22 protein-coding genes are annotated in these 21,098 nt (G+C 40.9%); 3 read left to right on the top strand and 19 right to left on the bottom strand.

What is annotated here, in order from left to right:
- Positions 1–8 precede the first annotated feature (8 nt).
- From BUB56_RS11635 to BUB56_RS11605, 7 genes are all read right to left on the bottom strand, one after another.
- Entirely contained in the window at positions 9–269 is a 261-nt protein-coding gene (locus tag BUB56_RS11635; RefSeq protein ID WP_110941493.1) for a putative Se/S carrier protein, read from the bottom strand.
- 13 nt (positions 270–282) lie between these two features.
- On the bottom strand, positions 283–870 hold the full coding sequence (gene yedF, locus BUB56_RS11630) for a sulfurtransferase-like selenium metabolism protein YedF (protein ID WP_110941492.1): 588 nt from the start codon (positions 868–870) through the stop codon (positions 283–285).
- Positions 871–1,015: 145 nt separating this feature from the next.
- The gene (locus BUB56_RS11625; protein ID WP_110941491.1) at positions 1,016–1,711 is read right to left on the bottom strand and encodes a CvpA family protein; all 696 of its coding nucleotides are present in this window, start codon (positions 1,709–1,711) and stop codon (positions 1,016–1,018) included.
- Between the two features lie 13 nt (positions 1,712–1,724).
- Positions 1,725–2,843 (bottom strand): DUF5711 family protein, encoded by a 1,119-nt coding sequence (locus tag BUB56_RS11620; RefSeq protein ID WP_190014443.1) that lies wholly within the window; start codon positions 2,841–2,843, stop codon positions 1,725–1,727.
- Between the two features lie 183 nt (positions 2,844–3,026).
- A complete protein-coding gene (locus tag BUB56_RS11615; protein WP_110941489.1) occupies positions 3,027–4,145 on the bottom strand; it encodes a SpoIIE family protein phosphatase in 1,119 nt (372 codons plus the stop codon).
- 87 nt (positions 4,146–4,232) lie between these two features.
- Positions 4,233–5,261 (bottom strand): YkvI family membrane protein, encoded by a 1,029-nt coding sequence (locus BUB56_RS11610; protein WP_110941488.1) that lies wholly within the window; start codon positions 5,259–5,261, stop codon positions 4,233–4,235.
- A 71-nt stretch (positions 5,262–5,332) separates the two neighbouring features.
- Positions 5,333–6,286, bottom strand: coding sequence for a calcium/sodium antiporter (locus tag BUB56_RS11605; RefSeq protein WP_110941487.1), 954 nt, complete (start codon positions 6,284–6,286; stop codon positions 5,333–5,335).
- A 379-nt stretch (positions 6,287–6,665) separates the two neighbouring features.
- Here BUB56_RS11605 and BUB56_RS11600 point away from each other — a divergent pair, with 379 nt between their 5' ends.
- Positions 6,666–7,604, top strand: coding sequence for a DMT family transporter (locus BUB56_RS11600; protein ID WP_110941486.1), 939 nt, complete (start codon positions 6,666–6,668; stop codon positions 7,602–7,604).
- Between the two features lie 27 nt (positions 7,605–7,631).
- Here BUB56_RS11600 and BUB56_RS11595 read toward each other — a convergent pair whose 3' ends face one another.
- Both BUB56_RS11595 and BUB56_RS11590 read right to left on the bottom strand, forming a co-directional pair.
- Positions 7,632–8,264, bottom strand: a complete 633-nt coding sequence (locus tag BUB56_RS11595; protein ID WP_110941485.1) for an SdpI family protein — start codon at positions 8,262–8,264, stop codon at positions 7,632–7,634.
- A complete protein-coding gene (locus BUB56_RS11590; RefSeq protein ID WP_110941484.1) occupies positions 8,261–8,530 on the bottom strand; it encodes an autorepressor SdpR family transcription factor in 270 nt (89 codons plus the stop codon). Before BUB56_RS11590 ends, BUB56_RS11595 begins: the two co-directional genes overlap by 4 nt.
- Before the next feature lie 186 nt (positions 8,531–8,716).
- On the opposite strand from BUB56_RS11590, the gene BUB56_RS11585 reads away from it, so the two are divergent.
- Together BUB56_RS11585 and BUB56_RS11580 are read left to right on the top strand one after the other, a co-directional pair.
- Positions 8,717–9,433 carry a lysophospholipid acyltransferase family protein gene (locus tag BUB56_RS11585; RefSeq protein WP_110941483.1) on the top strand — a complete coding sequence of 239 codons (717 nt, stop codon included), beginning with the start codon at positions 8,717–8,719 and terminating at the stop codon, positions 9,431–9,433.
- A 155-nt stretch (positions 9,434–9,588) separates the two neighbouring features.
- Positions 9,589–11,295, top strand: coding sequence for a methyl-accepting chemotaxis protein (locus BUB56_RS11580; RefSeq protein ID WP_110941482.1), 1,707 nt, complete (start codon positions 9,589–9,591; stop codon positions 11,293–11,295).
- Between the two features lie 18 nt (positions 11,296–11,313).
- Here the strand turns inward: BUB56_RS11580 and speB are convergent, their stop codons facing one another.
- The 10 genes from speB to BUB56_RS11530 all read right to left on the bottom strand — a co-directional run.
- Positions 11,314–12,258 (bottom strand): agmatinase, encoded by a 945-nt coding sequence (speB, locus tag BUB56_RS11575; RefSeq protein WP_110941481.1) that lies wholly within the window; start codon positions 12,256–12,258, stop codon positions 11,314–11,316.
- A gap of 188 nt (positions 12,259–12,446) precedes the next feature.
- On the bottom strand, positions 12,447–13,388 hold the full coding sequence (locus tag BUB56_RS11570; protein ID WP_242946314.1) for a hydroxymethylglutaryl-CoA lyase: 942 nt from the start codon (positions 13,386–13,388) through the stop codon (positions 12,447–12,449).
- 76 nt (positions 13,389–13,464) lie between these two features.
- On the bottom strand, positions 13,465–14,394 hold the full coding sequence (locus BUB56_RS11565; RefSeq protein WP_190014440.1) for a DMT family transporter: 930 nt from the start codon (positions 14,392–14,394) through the stop codon (positions 13,465–13,467).
- A 13-nt stretch (positions 14,395–14,407) separates the two neighbouring features.
- Positions 14,408–15,274: a shikimate dehydrogenase gene (locus tag BUB56_RS11560; protein ID WP_110941478.1), complete on the bottom strand. Its 867-nt coding sequence runs from the start codon at positions 15,272–15,274 to the stop codon at positions 14,408–14,410.
- A 13-nt stretch (positions 15,275–15,287) separates the two neighbouring features.
- Positions 15,288–16,076 (bottom strand): IclR family transcriptional regulator, encoded by a 789-nt coding sequence (locus BUB56_RS11555; protein ID WP_110941477.1) that lies wholly within the window; start codon positions 16,074–16,076, stop codon positions 15,288–15,290.
- Positions 16,077–16,247: 171 nt separating this feature from the next.
- Positions 16,248–17,414, bottom strand: a complete 1,167-nt coding sequence (locus BUB56_RS11550; RefSeq protein ID WP_110941476.1) for an MFS transporter — start codon at positions 17,412–17,414, stop codon at positions 16,248–16,250.
- Positions 17,415–17,591: 177 nt separating this feature from the next.
- Positions 17,592–18,641: a TRAP transporter substrate-binding protein gene (locus BUB56_RS11545; protein WP_242946313.1), complete on the bottom strand. Its 1,050-nt coding sequence runs from the start codon at positions 18,639–18,641 to the stop codon at positions 17,592–17,594.
- 161 nt (positions 18,642–18,802) lie between these two features.
- Positions 18,803–20,095 carry a TRAP transporter large permease gene (locus BUB56_RS11540; protein ID WP_110941475.1) on the bottom strand — a complete coding sequence of 431 codons (1,293 nt, stop codon included), beginning with the start codon at positions 20,093–20,095 and terminating at the stop codon, positions 18,803–18,805.
- Positions 20,096–20,171: 76 nt separating this feature from the next.
- Entirely contained in the window at positions 20,172–20,654 is a 483-nt protein-coding gene (locus tag BUB56_RS11535; protein ID WP_110941474.1) for a TRAP transporter small permease, read from the bottom strand.
- Between the two features lie 117 nt (positions 20,655–20,771).
- Positions 20,772–21,098, bottom strand: a 327-nt coding sequence (locus tag BUB56_RS11530; protein ID WP_242946311.1) for a thiamine pyrophosphate-dependent enzyme, incomplete at its 5' end; no start/stop codon positions are given.

Raw genomic sequence — 21,098 nt, 5'->3', positions numbered from 1 at the left:
TATCCCCCTTAAGTCACTTTTGTAATCTGACGTTGACCCCCTACCCGCTCTACGCGAAAAACACTATATTTTTTCTCATCCTTTTTCAACAGGTCTGTTACATCGGTAAACAGATCCTTTGAAAACTTAATGGATAAACCACAGCTTGCACTGATTTCTCTTGGAGTAGGGATCGTTTCAATTTTAAACTTTGTTCTTAAATCCTTTTCCGTTTGAATAGCATGGTGGGTAGATTCAAATGCTATTACGTAAAATTCTTCACTTTTCATTGCTGCTTCTCCACTATAGCTTGATGGTGTTTTTTGCATTGTTCATTTTATCTACGATGGTATACATATTGGTTATGCCGCCTACCATCAGCTTATTCTTTAAATTGTAATAGTCTAAGCAAGTCCCACAAGAAAGGATTTCTACCCCTTCACTTTCCAGCTGCCTTAAGTAGTCAACCACATCAGAACCCTCTGTAGTCAATTTAACGCCGCTGTTGACGAAAAGCAGTGCCTTCGGATAAGGCGTATACTCCGTAAGGGTGTACACAAAGCCCTTCATAAGAACCTTCCCCAGTTCCTCGGATCCTTCCCCCATGCAATCACTGCCAAATAATATTGTCATCTCTTTCAGCTTTTTTGGCTGGGCCAATACGTCTTTTACTACCTCTTGAGAATAGATATTGATATAATAATCTCCGCCCATTTCTTTTACATCCACATTATAGGCCATACTTTTGGCCAGCTTCGTAACATTTTCTTTAGCCACTTCATTGTCTACGATGGTGACCACGCTTCCTTCTTTTATGCTTTCCAGTAGCTTTTTTGTTTCAATAACAGGTTTTGGGCAAGTCCATCCCCTGGCATCCACTTGTCGATCCACTTTTCATTCCTCCAGTATCTCAAAAAATTCATCTCTAGTTTTATTATATCGGTTCTATTCCTTTCTATCGTATAGTATTTTTCTATGATCTTCGGAAAATGATAGATTTTTCTTATGCTTCATAGTATACCCAAGGTTCTTCATCCTAAAGAATTTTTCCGATCATGCTTAGCAGAAGATTATGATCATAAAGGAATTTGGCGAAAACCGAATTTTCCAATCCCTCAGCCAATAAGCCTTCTCCTGCCATGGTATTAATAGGTACCATTAAAAGCAGCAAAATAAAAATAATTAAGAGACCTTTCAACCCGCCAAAGGCTAATCCGCCCATATGGTTAAATTGGTTCAGTATAGGAAGGGAAAAAATGCCATCCAATAGGTGGCCTATCAGCATCAATGCAATTCTCACACAGATAAAAATGAGCAGGATACTCAGCAGGTCAATAAACATTCTAGCCAGTACGTCTGCCACATAGGCGTATACCCCTTCCATAGCCTTGGCACTATACCCGCGCATGGTCTCAGAACCCATAAATAGTTCCTGAATGCCACGGGGCATGCCCAGAATCTGATAGATATTATCCGAGGCAATATCTCCCCGGGAAGCAACTTCCTGATAGGCCGCATCTTTAACCCGGATGCCCACCCACTGCTGCAGCTTAAGGAGCAAAGGGGTATTGTCCAAGAGGTATTCTGAAAGCCTGGTATGATATAGTTTTGCAGTTACAGCCGCAGCAATGACGCTTATTAAACTGAAAAAGCTCAGTACAAAACCTCTCTGCCATCCCTTTATGGCATGAATCACCAATATCACCAATACAAGGATATCAAACCAACCCATGATTTCACCTCGATTATTCCTTGAATTTTACCCCCATGATTTCTATTTTGTCATTAAAGATTAGGGCCAGCTGGTCTTTCCCAAGCATATACAAGGCGTGGATATCGTTGTTGACCTTTCTTTCAATTTGTTCCTTACCATCCTTAGAAATCAAATACAGGGTCCTTTCTGTAAAAGCCGCCACACGCTCTCCCTTTATATCTACCCCCAGCACTTCTCCCTTTAAAGGCAGCTTACACCATTCTTTCCCTTCTAAGTCAACAATGGCAATCTGATTTCGATTTTTTGTATCAATGATGGTTTTTTTATTATTGACCAAACCCAAGACAATAAATCCTTCTTCACTCCATGCAGTTCTGCTAATAGAATCCTCTATGTCTTTATTCCATAAAAGGCCCTTTTCTTTACTAAAGCCGATAACTTTTTTGTCCCCCACATTTACGATTCTTTGTTCGCTGCCAGCGTAAACACGACTGATAATATCTCCGTCATATTTGTTGCCTCCTAAAAGCTTTCCTTCCATATTGTAAAGAGTTACATTGCTCTCAATTTTGTCATTGGCGATGCTCATCACAGATAGGGCAAGCAGTTCTGTCTCCTGGGACAGGACCATGTCCATCAGTGTTCCCTGATTGAGGTTTATTTTTCCCCGCTGCTTCTTTTCCATATCGAAAACAAAGACCATGCCTTTTCCTGATTCATCCTCGCTGTATACGGCTACATAACCCTTTGCACTGCTGCGGATCATCCGAAGAGGCCTTTCCAGTTGGATTTCCCAGTCAATATTGCCAAGGGTATCCACACATAGAATTCTTCCCTTTTCCCGCTCCCCAATATACAGATGAGTAGGGGTACTGCTTAAAATGGGATTCTCGATTTTTTCTTTAAGGGTCCATCGTTCCTGTCCATCTGGCCCAAAGGCTTGCAAAGTCTGGCTAGATGGCTCATACACCGTAAAATTCTGCTCAAAGTAATGCACTAAGGATTTATTTTTATCCTTTAGAGAAATATCTCCTATTTTCTTAAATTCCAATTCTCCATAGCCCAGTACATTTTTTATTTTCCCTACAACCTGGGTGCTTCCCACTACAAAAACCGCCAGGATAATGATCACTGTAAAGAAAAAGCGCATATTTCTTCTTCTCTGCTTTTGTTTCTTCCCTATGGGAATCCCTCCTCCCATGAATCATGGTTTCTAGTCTCTAGTATAACTATTCTTTAAGACTTCCGAAAATCCTCCCTCTAAGCAAGGGATAGGAAGAATAAGGAAAAGCCATGGATTCCTATGACCTTCCACAGCTTTTAAACTTCTAATCTATAGAATTTCTGCCATCATGATAGCAATGTCATCCTTGATCTCACCTTCTGCAAAGTCCTGAACATCCGTGATGATGATTTCTATCAGCTTTTCCATATCCTCCTGCTGATATTTTCTACACAACTCCAGTACCCGGTCATTTTGATAAAATCCCCTATCCTGATGGAAGGCTTCCACAATGCCATCGGTATAAAACAGCAATCTATCCCCCGGATAAAGTGTCAGCACCTGGCTTTCGTATTGTACATCGTCAAAAACTGTACAGATTGGGAAACCGGGCATGTACACTTCCTCCACCCACTCCTGACGCAGGATAACCGGCATGCAATTATGTCCCGCATTGGCATAGGAAAAACGCTTATGCAGCTTATCATAGACCCCATAGAACACAGTTATATAATATTGATCGTCGATATTCAGCTCCCGGTAGCGGTGATACAGATACCTTAAGGTCACAGCCGGATCAATCGCCTTTTCTTCGACATTCTTTAAAGTCTGGCGGATAAACATGGTCATCATGGATGAGGTTACTCCATGACCTGATACATCGGCAATATACATTCCAATATAATTTTCATTGATCTCGATGACATCATAAACATCCCCCCCTAATAATTCACAGGGAATATAGGTAGAAGCAATCCGTAAGGTGTTATTATAGATCCTATTTTCCGGAAGAATCTTGTGCTGCAGCTGTTTTGCAAAATTTAAATCTTTCTTCATCTTTGTATTTTGTTCTAGGATTAACTGTTCCATGGCTCTTTTTTCTGTGATATCCCGAAAAACCTCTACGGCATATTGAATGTTATGATCTTCATCATATATTGGGGAACTCACTACGGAGAAAATTCTATCTCCCACCACTTCTTCCTTGGCAATGGATTTGCCCTGGAAGATCGCTCGGTTGGTGATGCAGTTTTCACAGGGCTCCGTTTTGTTTAAAGCCTTAAAGCACTGCTGCCCCGTGGTATCTCCCACCTCTTTTTTCATGGGTTCATTCAGAAAAAGTACTTTGTTGCTCTTATCGATCACCCGTACCCAGTCCTTCATTCCCGATAAAATATCCTCATAAAATTTTCTCTGCTTTTCCAGTTGCAGTTTTAATTTTTTTTTCATAGGTATCTCCTCAAAATCTTCTTCTACCGTTTATATTCGAGTTGGAAATTAAAAATCCTTCTAGATCGATGTGAATCCTCGGCTTTCCTATCGCCTGAAAAGAAGCAGGAGAGCAACACCTATACCTATATACCCAAAGGCCGGGTACAGGGTATTGACAAGATTTTTAAAACCCAGGTTGGCTAGGGGTATGGCCGCCATGCAAAAAATCAGACAGTTCAATACATGATACCTTGGCATCCTTTTTTCTATGGACTGAATCAGTACAAAACCATCAGCAATAGCCGTTGTCAGCATGGCAAGCCAAAGCAAAATTCCATAGCCAATTTTGATAGGACTTCCTACTTTCGTAGCAATAGCCATCATGGGTATTTCCATACCATGGATATCTGTATAGAAGATCAAGGTAGGAATTAATAGAAACATGGCCAGCAGTCCCAAGCCCAGCCCACCCATGATCCCCCCTTCCCATGCTGCCTTGGAGCTATTGATTAAGGGAAGCAGAGAGCACATCACCACTGTGGCGCCGATACTATTATAACTGACATAAAGCAATGCGGAAGTCATCCAATTCCCTGTATAACTATTGAAGGAGCTCCCTACCTCATTGCTTAATGTAAGACCCCAATGAGAAATCACCCATGTACTTATACCGATAATTCCCATAAACAAAATCGGCACTACCACGGTATTAATCCATGCCAAACCCCGAATACTGAATAGGAAGATGATGAAGGTAATCAAGCTCATAAATAGTATTCCGTAGGCTTTCGACAGACCAAACTGCTGCTGAAACAGGGCTCCACTGCCTGCCAGCATAATACAGTATCCTGACAGCAGCAGTAAAGATAACAACCCCTCTACAAGTCTGCCAATCACAGAACCTAAAGCTGGCCGGAGCAGCTGTTCATAGGATTGGATCCGGTGACGATAAACCTTTAATAGAATAAAGCTTCCTATTAAGCTAAATAACACAGATGCTACCAAAATACCGTATAGGCCCCGAATCCCATATTTTGTAAAGAACTGCATGATTTCCTGCCCTGAAGCAAAGCCCGCTCCAATGACAGTACCTATGTAAATACTGGCAATCTTAAAGCTATTATTGCTTTCCATTAAAAAAACCCCCTGTAACCCGTACTACTCCATTGTATGTAGGGGGGAGGTTGTTTCATGATAAGGCTTAATTATCCTCTGAGGATTACATGCACTGCATAGAATAAGTAGGATAACAGCAGTACAAAGCCCTCTTTTCTGCTGATTTTGTGGTGGGTTCTGGAAAATATCAACAGAATAGCCGTATAGAGAATCATCAGCCTGATGTCAAAGAAAATTTTAGGATCTACCCTTATAGGATGGATGGCAGAAGAAATTCCCAATACAAATAATATATTAAAAATATTGCTTCCTACTATATTTCCCACTGCAATCTCACTCTGTTTCTTGACAGCCGCTGTTACGGAGGTGATCAACTCTGGCAAAGAGGTACCTACGGCTACGATGGTCAAACCGATCATTGTCTCACTCATGCCTAAAGTTTTTGCAATGGTTGTACTGCTCCGTACCACCAGTTCGCCACCGGAGATAATCGCTGCTAATCCGCCTGCAGTAAAGAGCACATTTTTTCCCATGGTTTTAGGGCAAAAGGCTGTCATCTCCTCATCCCGCTCTCTACTGTGCAGGGCTACCTCCAACAGATAGAACATAAAAATAAGGAAAAAACACCCCAGTACCAACCCATCTCCCATGGTAATCTGATTGATGGCCAAGCCTTGCAACAGAGTATCTGAAACTAAAACAAGCAGAAGAATACTAGCCAGCAGGGTAAAAGGGATTTCCTTCCTTACAGTTTCCCTTTCTACCTGCAGAGGATTGAGCATAGCCGTAATCCCGATGATGAGGGAGATATTAAACACATTGCTGCCCACCACATTCCCCAGAGCAATGCCGTTGTTTCCATTTACTGCCGCCCGAATACTTACAGCTGCTTCCGGAGAACTTGTTCCAAAGGCTACAATGGTCAATCCAATCAGAATCGGAGGTACCCGAAGCAGCTTTGCAATTCCAGAAGCTCCCTCTACAAAATAATCAGCCCCCTTTATGAGCAGTATAAAACCTATCAATAGTAACAAATACGCCATAGCTTTCCTCCTAAAAATGGTATCCATGTGTTATTTCTATGCAATGTTATTATACCCCCAATTTAAGATTCTTTCCATGGGATTTCTCCGCTTGATTTTTCTGAATATCTATTGAAGAAGCTGTAGGATTGGTATAGAATAAAATTATAATCCACTACAGATCAACCTGTTTTATATGAAGAAATATATGGCTTCTCCATATATTCGCCCATGTAAAAACCAGAGAAAGGTTACTCTTTGTACTGGTTTTTTATTATTTAGGAGGCATCTGCTATGTTTAATCAATATATAGCCGCTTATATCTCTGTTTATTATTAAGAAAGCTATAGATATAATAAAAACATTATGATTTCTTAATAATGAATAAGGAGAGAACATCATGACCAATCAAACTTTGACGAAAACCACCAAGGGTTATGTTTATGCAGCTCTGGCTGCTATACTCTTCGGCAGTTCCGGACTTTTCGTAAAACTAGCTTATGATATGGGGTTAGACTCCATCACCCTTTTAACCTTGCAAAACCTTATGGCTGTGCCTATCCTATGGACCATCTCCTTTATTAAATACAGAGGTTCTATTTTGGTTGGCAAAAAAATGCTGCTGCGTCTATTTATAATGGGTTTTTGTCTCAATAGCATGGTGACTCTATTTTATTATAAGGCCTTTGTATACTTAGACATATCCATTGCCACTATTTTGCTCTTTACCTATCCGATTTTGATCACCCTGTATGCTTTACTTTTTTCCAAAGAAAGGCCAAATGGGATCATCATATTCTCTCTGCTGACGGTATTTTTAGGGTGTATCTTCGTATTGGATATCTTCAACCTTCAATCGGACATTTCAAAAATCGGCATCCTCTTTGGAATGGGTTCTGCACTGTTTTACGCTGCCTTTAACATTGTTATAGAAGCCATTGGCGAAAAACTGCCCTCTATTGTAATCGCCTCCTATTCCACCAGCTTTGCCCTATTGTTCTTTTTAATCTATCGCTTTCCGGCAGCACTTCTGCAAAGGAGTATTCATCCCTCTCAATTGGGTATCGCTGCCCTGCTGGTATGCTTATGCCAAATTCCGCCGGTGATTTTACTATACACCTCTATTCAATACATCGGTGCTATTCGGACCTCTATTGTCAGCAATATTGAAATTCCCGCTGCAGCCGTTTTTGGTTATTGGGTCTATCGGGAGACCCTAAATCTAACCCAGCTTTTTGGGATGCTGCTCGTCCTTGGGGGAATTCTGCTGATGAAAAACAGCAAAGCAGTGCTGTCCTACTTATTTATACATCGAATTCGAACAAAAGGAGAAAGGTGATGGAAAAATCCATCACCTTTAAACATATTATTTTACAATTTTCTTAAAGGCAAAATAGGAGTAAACATAGCTGTAGACAACAGGAATAAATAATCCTCCGGCAGAGACAATCACCGCTGCTTTTCCCCTCAGGAAAATGGACAGGATAGTGATGATTCCTGCAATGACAAAACCATACCCGCCTACCCGATGGGTTTTTTTCCACACTTCCTCATTGGCTAGGGTCCATGGGGTTTTAATTCCAAAGAAATAATTATGACGAATCTGGCTCATATAATTCCCCAGCAGGATGAACATGATCCCGATAGCCAGCCGCACAGCCAAGCCTGTGTCTACATTATAGCCTAATCCGGCAGCAATGGCGATCCACTGGATATATACCAGCATGATGACTATCACCCCTTGGGCAATGGTATAGGCCTTTTCATGCTTCAGATAAGAGGCTCTTTTAGGGTCAATTTTGGGCAAGAACACCATTAGCAGATAAATTCCCAAAGGCAGCAGTCCCGTAATAAACACGGAGCTTTTACTATCATATCGATCTACCTCGCCTGCAAAGTTCCAGTGTCCCGGTATTTCCTCCGGCAGTAAGGGATATACCATTAATACACCAACGAAGGATAAAATAGCGATGAGTAAAATCCATTTATTTATTTTCACTCTCTATCTCCCCTTTCTCGAAATTCGAAAAACCATTGAAGGATATCTTGAAAAACTGTAGTGTTTAGAGAATAGTTGATATTTTGCCCTTGCTTTTCACTCAGTACGAGATTAGCCTGCTTCAAAAGACTTAAATGATGGCTGATGGAGGGCTTGCTAATATTAAATGCATCAGCAATCTCCCCTGCATTCATATCTTTCTCTTTCAACATGATCAATATTTTCCTTCTGGTGGGATCCGCCAAGGCTTTAAATATATCGTTCATTGATTCATCCCCTTCTTGTTAGTTATATATTTAAATAAATATCTAATTATATAAATATAGTATACTCCTGTTTTTCTTCTATTTCAATAGACTTTTTATTAAAATTTTATCCAATTTTACCGCTCTATATCCGGCTTTTATGGTATGATAAATAAGGTATATTTCTTCATAAAGGGGGAATTCTCAATGCTTAGAACTATATTTTGGTTTATTTATTTTGGTGGATATATGCTGTTGCTGTTGCCTAAGCTGTGGAAGGTAAAGATGCTTGAAAAGCAGGGAAAATTGCATGAGGTTCAGGATATCTCCCAACGGGCAGCCAAAACCTGGGCTAGAAGGCTTATTGCGATCACAGGCACTTCGGTACAGGTTGAAGGTCTAGAAAATATCCCGCCAGGTCCAGTGGTTTTTGTCAGCAACCATCAGGGAAATTTTGATATTCCGCTTTTTTTAGGTTATATTGATAAGCCAAAAGCTTTTATCGCAAAAATTGAACTACTCAAAATGCCCCTCGTATCCTCATGGATGAAAAATATCCGCTGTATTTTTATAGACCGCCAGGATCCCAGGCAGTCCTTAAGGGCCATCAATTCGGGCGTGGATCTGTTGAAGGATGGACATTCTCTGGTGATTTTCCCTGAGGGTACCCGAAGCAGAGGCCCTGAAATGGGCGAATTTAAGAAGGGAAGTTTAAAGCTGGCCACCAAGGCAGGCGTCCCTATTGTTCCCGTTACTATCAACGGAACCTATCGAATGATGGAGGCTAACAAAGGCCGAATCAAACCGGCTCAAGTAAAAATGATCATTTCCTCTCCCATAGACACAACCAGTCTTACAAAGGAAGATGAGAATTACCTATCGGACCAGGTTTTTGCAGTCATTCAAAGACAATTATGCAAGTAGTTGCACTAAAAACCTTTACTGTATCATTTTATGGTAAAAGCATGGTCTACGACAAAAATGCATAAATTTCTTAAATTCTACAAGGTTTTGATTTTATTATGGCAAATTTTGTCGTATAATTATGTATATGACTCTATTAGAAGGTGTGATGAGCGATGAATATGTTAAGGTGGAAAGATCTAAGAATTGGATTCAAGTATGGAGTGACACTGCTGATTACCATCTTTTTATTTATTTCTGCTGCAAGCTTTGTAATTATCTCTCTATATGAAATCGAAAACGCCGTATCGATGATTGAAACAGCCGGAGAAAGGTCTGTCGCTCTAACTCACATGGTATCACTTTTTAAATCTAAGGAACTCATTGTCAATGAATATATGAACATGAGCAAAAAAGCTCTAGTGGATGACTTTGATCAGGTAAAAAAGGAGTTTGATCAGCTTCAGGAGATACTGGCTCCTGTTTTGAATACGGAGGAGCTTAAGCTTTTTTCACAGCATATCAATAAAAACAACCAAGTAATGGATGACACATTCAAAAACATCGTTATTCCTAATTTAGCCAAAGGAAATAGAGAGGATGCTGCCATCGGATATGTAAAGATTTCAGGCCTAACAAAGCCTACTGCAGCATTATTTGAAAAAATTAAAGACGCAGTTGACAAGCAGCGGGCTTTATCTATCGCAGATGCCCACAAAAAGGTTCAATATTCTATTCAAGCATTAATTATATCTATTGTTTCAGCGGCAGTGCTTGGCAGTACGATTCTTCTTCTGATCAGTCGGGGCATCAGCAAAAACTTGCATCAAATTGTAGACATAACCAACAAAGTCTCAAAGGGTGACCTTACTGTATCAAAAAATCAGTATTCGGGCAGAGATGAAATTGGTCAATTATCTGCTTCAGTAAATGTAATGATACAAAATTTACAAAATATGATACAAGGGATTTCTCAATCTGCTTTAACGGTAGATGAAGAAAGCAGTGCCTTTAGAAAAATTGCAGATGAGGTTAAAGAAAGCAGTATGCAAATTGCTGCAACAATGGATGAAATGGCCTCCGGCGCCCAGCATCAAGCTGAGGCATCCAGTGAGATTGCCCATTCTATAAGTGCTCTGACCAAATTGGTTCAGCAGGCCAATATCAATAAAGAGGTTTTGGAAAGCTCTGCAGCGGATATTTTAGATGTAGTTCAAAGCGGCGGCATAAAAATGAACGCTTCCATTGATAATATGACACATATTAATGAGGTCATAAGGGATTCAGTAATAAAAGTAAAACAATTGGATGAAAGTTCCAAGAAGGTATCTGGTCTTGTTCAGGTAATTCAGGGAATCTCCGATCAAACCAATCTGCTGGCGTTAAACGCTGCAATTGAAGCAGCACGAGCAGGTGAAGCAGGCAAAGGCTTTGCAGTGGTTGCAGATGAGATCCGAAAGCTTGCAGAACAGGTTGGCAAATCTTTAAAGGAAATTACTGACATTGTTGTAGGTATTCAAAATGATTCTAAGGGTATGACAGCTACCCTTGAAAATGGCTATCAAGTAATTGAGATGGGTACTTCTCAAATACATGCTACTGGAGAAGTATTTGATATTATCCGTGCAAAAGTAAGCACCATCAGTGAAAATATAAAGCTTGTAGCCTACAGTTTAAATGAAATAGCACAGAATAGCGAGAAAATTAATTCTGCTGGTGAACAGGTTGCAGCCATTTCAGAAGAAAATTCAGCAGGAATTGAGCAAACGGTCGCATCTTTACAGCAGCAAGCCAGCTCTATGGAAACCATTGTACACAGTGCCCATTCTCTTTCTAACTCTGCAGCTGCACTCAAAAATGTAGTCAATCAATTTAAATTATAAATATAAAAAGAGCTTCAGTTAGAAGCTCTTTTTATATTTTCCATAGACGTTTGTACCTTTCCTCCAGTGATGCCCCCAGCATTCAGTAATGATTTTTCGTGCTGCAAAGAGGGCAATCTTAGACTCCTCCAGACCCGGTGCCACCTCCACCACATCAAATCCGATCACTGGCAGTTCAAATAAGCCATAGAGCAGATCCAGCATTTCCCGGCTGTCTAAACCGCCAAACTGCGGTGTTCCTGTTCCCGGTGCATAGGCCGGGTCTAGGGCATCTATGTCAATGGTAATATAGATTTTATTAAATCGGGCCATTTTTTCCTTGACCTTCTCCAACGCCTTTTCTACACCTAAATGACGAATCTCCCTTGTGCCCAATAGGTTAATCTTGTTTTCTTGCAGAAACTTCACTTCCTCCAACTCGGCGGAACGAATCCCCAAGAAGTATATGCTTTCCGTATCCGGGATGTTTTTTAATTCCAGAGCCCGTCTTTCCGTAGAACCATGAGATAAACGGTCTCCTCCCATTTCATCACAGAGATCTAAATGCGCATCGATATGAATAATGCCAAAGGGTTCCTCCAAGGCTTTATCAATTCCCCAAAGAATGGGAATCGTTGTGGAGTGATCCCCTCCGATAAAAGTCATGAGCTTTCCTGCTTTTACACAATCGTAGGCCACCTGCTCAACCTTTTGAAAGATTTCTTCCCGATTTTCTCCCTCTGCATCTCCCAAATCTAAAATCTTTAACCCTTCTATGCTCTCAAATCCCTCGGTAGTCGGATCGATGGTATAAGTAATCTCTCTAAGGGCCTTTGGGGCATCCTTTGCACCGGCACGAAAGCTGACCCCGCCGTCAAAGGGTATCCCATACACTACGATATCCGCCTCCTCTACTGAAATGCCAGGATGATTTAATCCTGCCCATATCTCTTTTTCCTGAATAATTTGTTGTACGCTTTTCATTTGCTGCCACCTCCTATTAACCTATTTTATCATATGTAAATCATGCAAGCATATTTTATAATTTAAGCCAGTTCACAATTGTCGCTAACCCATCAAAATATAAAAGGCCTTAGAACATTTTTCTAGGGCCTTTTATCATTAGACAAAAGTAGCTTTTAAGAATCCTTTTTCGCTTTCTGTTCTATGCCTTATGCTTTCACAATATCGCTGCACTTGCCGGCCTTCAGGATAAAGCTGGATGTATCATGACCGATGAGTTCCTGCACATATCGTCCTATGCTGATAACTTGGTCTAAATCGATACCTGTCTCAATACCCATCTCGTGACACATGTGTATCAGATCCTCTGTCGCGATATTGCCAGAGGCTCCCGGCGCAAAAGGGCATCCGCCTAATCCGGCAAAACAGGCGTCATATCGGTCGATGCCCGCCATCATACCGGCCACTACATTCGCAAGCCCCATGCCTCTCGTGTTATGGAAGTGCAGATTCCAGGTTACATCAGGAAACTGTTCCTTAACCCTTAAACCATATTCATAGACCTGCTGGGGATTTGCCATTCCCGTAGTGTCTGATAAGGACAGCTCTTTTACACCAATTTCCCGAAAACACTCTACTACTGATAAAACCTGTTCCAGAGATACTTTTCCCTCAAAAGGGCATCCAAAGGCCGTCGAAATAGCTCCGGATAGTACCATGCCACGGGAGGCGGCATACTCTGCACTTTCTGTAAAACCCCGAACAGCCTCTTCCGGCGTTTTGTTCAAATTGCTCAAGGAATGGGCACGACTGGCAGATACCGTAAGCTTTGCCTTTCGGATACCTGCAGCCTCTGCTCTCTCAAGCCCTTTTATATTTAGCACCAAAGCCCTATACTCTACCCCTTCCACCCGTTTCAGCCGCCGTGCTACCGCATCGGTATCCGCCATTGGAGGAACTGCTTTCGGGTGAACAAAGGAACCAATCTCGATAATTTTGACCCCTGCTTGTACAGAACGCTCGATTAATTCCACCTTTTGCTCAACTGTAAGTAACGTTTTTTCGTTTTGCAGGCCATCCCTCGGACCTACTTCACATACTTGTATGCTGGAAGGCCACTTTACTCCGTCTTTTAACTGATTAAAAACCAACTTATTCCCTCCATTCGTAATACAGCTATAACAATGACCCATCGTTTTATATCATCAGCAAACTCCCACTTAGTGCCTATTCCGCTATACCTGCTGTAGCCAACGCTTCTTTTGCCTTTCTTACATAAATAAGACCGCCTAAGACAATTAGTCCTCCAATAAGCTGGATACCTGTAATCATCTCTCCTAACTGAAACCACCCTACTAGTATAGATATAAAGGGCGGAAGATTTGCGTAGACTGCGGTTCTGGTAGGTCCCACCTTTTGAATCGCTGTATTCCATAAAATATAGGAGATCCCCAGCACAAAAATTCCTGAAAAAAGAACCCCATACCAGGCCTCTGCAGAATAGGCAGACCAATCTCCATTGATCATCTGTTTATAGGTAATGGCCATAAAGAAGATGGAAGTAAAGGTTATAGAATAGGTGGTAAACTTAATAATGGATAAATCCTTAAGATAAACTCGAACCATAATGGTATAGATGCTCCAAAATATACCCGCAATGAATACAAGGACATTTCCCCATAAAGCATCTGTACCACCAAGCACTGTCCCTTTAGACCCCATAACCACCAATGATACCCCAAGGAATGAAATAAAAATCCCCACGGCAGTTTTACCATTCACCTTCTCCAGCTTCAAAAAGGCAGCTAGTAAGGCCACCCAGATGGGCGGGGATGCAAGAATAATAGAAGCTGCACCTGCAGTAGTCCTCGCAACCCCATATATAAAAGTAATCTGGTTGATCCCATGGGCAATAATACCAGTAAAAAACAAATGCCAAAACTGTCTCTTAGTTATCCTAAAATCTTTTTCTCTCATAAGAAGGATGATCCAACAAATCACAGCACCAACTACAAATCGTAATGCGGTGAAGAGCAGAGGATCCATTTCCCTGAGAGAAACCTTAGCAACTACATAGTTTAATCCCCAGATCAGAGAAACCAGCAACAGAAAAAAATCTGTTGAAGAAAATCCTCCCTTTGAGCGAAAACTCTCCACCTTAACCACCTTCTTATTTACTGCCTAAAATAATGTCTTTAATATAATCTACCGGCATGTCCACCCCGGTCCATATTTTAAAAGCCAAGGCTCCCTGCCAGATCATCATCCCTATTCCTGTAACGGTCTTACAGCCTGCCTCTTCTGCCATACTCAACAGCTTGGTCTTAAGGGGTGAATAAACGATATCCGCTACAATCAATTCAGGATATAACATGTCAGCACTATCCACAATGCTTTTATCTTCATTGGGATACATTCCTAGGGGTGTACAGTTTACCAACACGTCTACTGCCTTTAGTTTTTCTTTCAGGTCAAATTCTCCAAACTTTGCAGGTGTTGCCTTACAGGTTTCAATATTATTGTTAATGGTACCGCAGACTTCCTTTGCCAAATCATCGTTCACATCTATAAGAAAAATTTCTGCTGCACCATCAATAGCTAACTGGATAGCCACCGCTCTTCCAGCGCCGCCGGCACCAGCTACAAGGAATTTTTTCCCTTTTACCTTTACTCCGTTTTCTTCAAGATTCTTTACAAAGCCCCTACCATCAGTATTGTATCCGATCAGTTTTCCACTGTCATTTAGTACTGTATTTACCGATCCAATCAACTTAGCCTCCTGGCTTAGCTCATCCAGCAAGGGCAATACGGTCTGTTTATTCGGCATGGTTACGTTACATCCTGCTGCATTTAATACCTTCAAGCCGTCTAATGCCTGCTTCAGCGCTTCATTTCCTACCTCGAAGGCAAGATAAGCATAGTCTAGGTCTAAATACTGAAAAGCAGAATTGTGCATATGCGGTGACTTCGTTTGTTTAATCGGTGTTCCTAAGAGGCCCACCAGCCTTGTTCTTCCATTAATTTTATTTGTTGTCATCTATAACACTTCCTTATTTTTTTGTATTTTTGTTGTCTTGATAATACCCCATTTGTTGTGAAATTTTTTTGGATGCATCAAGGATTAATACAGAAAACCGTTCTGTATCTTCAGGAAATCGGAATACGGGACCCGATATGGCTACACTTCCGATTACCTTTCCGTAGGCATCAAAAATGGGCGCTGCAATACACCCAACCTGATCATTTTTCTCTCCCAAGCTGACGGTGTACCCCTGCCTTTTTACATCTTTCATAGTCTGGATAAATTTCTCCGGATCTGTGATCGTATTTGGGGTAAAGGCCTTTAGCTCTTTAACCATTTCATACCATATTTTTTCTTCTAGAAAAGCCAGGATAGCTCTTCCGCTGGCACCCGCCCACAGAGGTGATCTTTCTCCGATCTTTGCTGCCTGTCTGATAGGCAGCGGGCTTTCTACCTGATCAAAGCATACAGATTCTAACCCATCCAATATATAAAGGTTAATGGTTTCTTGTGTTTCTTTATTGATTTCTTCCATAATTGGCCGAGCAATTTCATTAAGCTCCAGTTTATCCTTTGCAATCAGTCCTAGATAGTAGATGTTGTGTCCCAGGCTATATTTTCCGGTCTTTAAATCCCTTCTTATAAATCCTTCTGCTTCTAAAGTGGATAGTAGTCTTGAAGTAGTAGATTTTGCTAAGCCGATTTTTTCCGTGATCTCGGTCATCGTTAGTTCTCTTTCTTTCCAATTAAAGCATCTTAAAATATTGAGGGCTCTCTGAATAGACCTTACACTGCTCTCACTGTTTTTTTCCATCATGTCAATCCTCCTAATAATAGCTTTTATGAATATTTTTACGAAGCATCCGCTACTCTTTTCATTCCCTTTTATTATAATAGAGAAATGACATCTATACTATCTTTCTTATTATTTCTTCCCATTTTTAATCATTTCTTCTTTACTTTCCTTTATGATAGACCTTAGATAACATTAAAGTGTTTGATTGCTTTGCATATTCTGCTTAGCACTAAATAGCTGTATAGATACCATAGCCAAAACCCCCAACAGTCCTGTGGCAATAAACCCGGAAACTAATCCAAAGGCATCTCCTACACTCCCTAACAGCATTGGCCCTATAAGCATCCCCACACCATACATAGCTTGATAGACTCCCATAGTTGTGTTCCTTAAGCCTGTATCTACGTTTTTGATGACCAGACCCATTAATAGTGGAAATGATATGGCATTTCCGATACCATTGATCACCTGTACAAAGTAGAGTATAGGCAGGTTTGGAACGAAGGGCGTAATCATACACATTGCTGTGGTTACTGAAAAGCCCAGCAGTAAAGTATTTTTTTCTCCGAAATACTTGATAAATAGGGTGCCCGACAATGCAGCAAATGCAATCTGGGGTAGATTAAATGCGGTTGCCAGCAATCCAAGATCGAGGTTATCGGCCCCTAAACCGGAAGCAATCAACGGCGTAAATCCAAAGGTTGTTGAATAATTCATAAGCTGTGATATGATTCCCAGAAGGGAGATGTGCAATATATACCTATCACTTAGGATACTTGATAAGTCTGCAGTTCGAAAGGTCTTTCTCCTCCGGGGATCTTGTTTCTCCCTTACAAATAAGCTCAGTATAAAGCCTATGCTGCCACCCAGTACACTTAAAAGAAATACATAGCGAATACCGAAACGTAAAGAAACCACTCCACCTAGCAGCATGGCAGTAAATTGTCCTACCTTGCTGGCAGAATTGATAATACCAATAGCCTTTGTAGACTGAGAAGCATCGAAGTATCCTGAAAACATTACTGTAAAATTAACCCATGTAGCTGCAGCAATCCCGGCGATAAATCTCCCCATCAGCAGCATATATACATTGGGAACAAGGAAAACTAAAAGCGCACTGGCCACCGTGATCAACAAGCCTATTTCTACAAAAACCTTCCGTCTATTGAATGCATCGGAGACAATCCCTAAAGGGATTCTCAATATGGTTTGACTTAGTCCATAGACACCTGCAATTAATCCTATCATCTTGTAGGAGGCACCCATCTCTTTAGCATAATTGGTCATCTGAGGAATATAGGTATACAGGGAAAACCAGAAAAATCCTGTTATGATAAAAAATAAGATCTTTTTGCTCATCGCCCTGATTCCTCCCTAAGATATTCCATATAATTTAAGGTGAGAATTTGCCCTTCGCAGCGCTTGTTCTAGTGAGTACACTACTTAGGACCAACTCTCACCTCTCATCATCTAATGCTCTGTGCTTTGCTGGTTTCTATTCTCTTAGCTTTCGACTTTACTCTACAAAGCGATGAATTACTTCGCTGCTTCAACAGCTTTTAATAGACCATCTACTAGTTCAGCTCCTACTTTTCCACGGATCAGTTCATAAGCAGCTTCTGCTTTTTCTTGCATTTGTGCATGCACTTCTGCTGGCAGTTCTACAATTTCTACACCATTTTCTTGCATGATTTTAACTCTACCGTCGATACGCTCATCTGCTTGTTGATTTGCCCACACCTTTGCTTCAGCAACTGAATCTGTAATGATTTTTTGATACTCTGGTGATAAGCTGTTGAATTTAGCTGGGTTTGTAATCAATGAGATAAGATGTAGAATGTGGTTTGTGTTGATTACATATTTTTGTTGCTCGTAGATTTTGTTTGCCACGATTACTTCATAAGGATTTTCCTGTGCATCTATTGTTTTTTGTTGAAGTCCGATATATACTTCACCCCATGCCATAGGCGTAGGATTTGCTCCTAATGCACTCCAGAATGCAACGTGATTTGGGTTTTCCATTGTACGAATCTTTTGACCTTTAAAATCTGCGAAAGATTCTACTTTTTTGTTTGTAGTCATCTGTCTGAACCCTTGATCTACATAACCTAACAATTTGAATCCGGCTTTTTCATATTGAGCAGCGATTGTATCAAAGAAAGGACCATCTAGAACTTTTCTTGCCGTTGCAGCATCAGGAAAAACTTTAGCCATATCAAATACGCCTAGCTGTGGAACAAAGTTTACCTGTGGCGCTGTATTTTGTGTAACGAAGTCAATGTTTCCTTGTTGAACACTTTCCGCAATTTCTCTGTCACTGCCTAACTGTCCATTTGCAAAAATCTGAACTTCCATTTTACCTGCTGACTTTTCTTTTACTAAAGTAGCAAATTTTTCAGCGAAAAGATAAGTTACTGTGTTTTCCGGTGAATCCATTGCCAGTGTAAAACTGTACTCAGGTTTTCCTGGGTCTGCAGCAGGTTGATTTTGAGCTGGCTGATTGGTATTTCCTCCACCACATGCTGCTAAAGAAAGTGCTAATACAATTACCATCATCAAACTAATGATTCTTTTAAAGTTTTTCATGCTCTCCCATTCCTTTCTTTTAGTTAGGTTTATCATTTCAAACCACGTGCATTGCCCTAATTCCGTTCCTATCCGACCTATGAAACCCTATTGGAATCAATGCATATGATTTTGAATACGGATTTCTTTAAAACACTTTACATATGGCTTTCTATAAGGTTTTACCGGGTAAGCAGCAAGCTGATCTCCGGAATAAAGGTAATAAATACCAGGGCGATCAAGAAGGCTATAATGAAAGGGGCTGCTTTCCTTGCTATTTGTACGACCTCTATCCCGGTTAAGGAGCTGGCAACAAACAGATTGATTCCAATCGGAGGTGTAACGAAACCAATAGCTAAGTTTACTACCATAATGATACCGAAATGAATAGGGTCAACTCCTACTGAAGTCATAATCGGCAGCAGGATCGGAGTTAGAATCAGAATAGCCGGACTCGTATCCATTACCATGCCTACAAAGAGCAGCAGGATATTTATCACAATCAAAATTGAAATCTTTCCTGTAAATACAGAGGTTATCGCTGCTGCCACGATTTGTGGTACCTGCATTAGGGTTAACACTCTTGCAAAGGCAACTGCTGAAGCTAGGATAAACAGGATCGGTGTAAATGTACTAGTAGCTTCTCTCAAAATTTTAGGGATATCTCTATAGGTTAGAGACTTGTATACGTAAAGACTGATGATAATCGCATAGAATACGGAAATTGTAGCTGCCTCCGTGGGAGATGCAATACCGCTGTAAATACTTCCAAGGATGATCACAGGAGCGAATAAGGCCCAAAAGCTGTCTTTAAATACGGTCATAAAACCCTGACTTTTTAAAGCGTAGTAATGCTCATTTAGCTTTTCCTTATCTTCTCCTCTTGTTTTGCAGTAGTAATATGCATAAAGCATTAAACATCCGCCGATCAGCAGTCCTGGAAGAACTCCGGCAAGAAATAATTTTCCAACGGATGCGCCGGAGGTCATTCCATAGAGGATGAATGGAATACTCGGTGGAATGATAACCCCTAAGCCCCCTGCTACGGCAACGATGGCTGTAGCAAAAACCTTATCGTATCCTAAGCTTACTAGAATCGGTATGGTCATAGAACCTACCGCCGCTGTAGTAGCTGGTCCCGAACCGGAGATAGCTCCATAGAATAGACAGGTAATAACGACTGCACAGGGCAACCCTGCGGTTTTATTTCCGATAAAATAAGAGACCATATTAAAAATCTTTTTAGATACGCCCCCTTTGGCCATGATGATACCCGACAAAATAAACATCGGTACCGCCAGGATCGGAAAGCTATCCACGCCTCCGATCATACTTCGTATAATCAACTGTGGACTCGCTGCAAAGCTTGGATTCACTAAATTTGGTAGAATTGCTGAAATGCCTAATGCTATAGCTACGGGAACAGATAAGGCTAAAGCTGCTACAAAGATAAGAAACAAAATTCCTGCTGGCAAAAGAGCTCCCCCTTTCTTTTTTCATTCTAGAACTCTGTATTAGTAATAAGTAATAAATTATTAGCGCAATTTTATGCTATTTTACAGTATTAGGTGATTTCAGTACACCTAGTAAGCTTTGAATCAGTCTTAGTATCGCTAAGGAAAACCCTATTACTGTAGAGGCCTGCACCAGGTAGATCGGTACTCCTAAAGCTGCACTCAGCTGATTGCTTAAGTAAGTACTCTTTACAACCAATACAGCATAATACAGCATATAAGAGAAAAAAGCCAACATGATTACTTTGTTAATGCTTAATATAACTCTTTGTACGGTTTCTGGCATTAAATGAAGAAACTGATCAATTTTAATAGAGATATGCCGCTTAATACAATAGCTCACACTAATAAAAGCAGACCATACAAAGGCGTAGCGTGTAAGCTCCTCAGACCAGGTAAGGGATGCATTGAATAAATAGCGCATTGTAACCTGAACACCCATCATACCCACCATAAAGATTAATAGGCCCATAAGTATATATTCTTCAATATTTTCATTCAACCATTTCAGAACGCGCATTTTCGTCACCTCCGTGCTTCCTTGTTAAATGTAAAATTCATATATGGTGGAAGGGTAGGGGAAGTACTCTCATACCCTTCCACTTGGGGCTTTCCTTTTAATTCTTAGGCAATTCACTTATTTTGTAGCCGCATGCTTGGATTTGATCGGCTCTCCATACATCAGCTTTCCATCTACTACATTTTCCTTCGGTGTATAGATGTCATTGATGTTCCATACCCCATCGGTGGGTACCGGAATGTTTTCGATTGGTACATCAATCAGGTATGGTTCGTTGGCTTCTAAGGCTTCCTTAAACACTGCCTTGAATTCTTCTGCACTGCTGATTTTCTTTGCCTTGATTCCGTAGGCTTTTGCTACCTCTGCCCATTCCGGGTTGTATCTTGTGCCATCAGGCTTTTTAAATACGGTTCCGAAGGTGTGATGGTAGTGGCCTGCCTCCAG

The organism is Geosporobacter subterraneus DSM 17957 (genome assembly GCF_900142145.1).
Lineage (GTDB): Bacteria > Bacillota > Clostridia > Peptostreptococcales > Thermotaleaceae > Geosporobacter > Geosporobacter subterraneus.
Note: the sequence above shows the minus strand (reverse complement) of the source record. Positions and strands in the feature narration are given on the sequence as shown.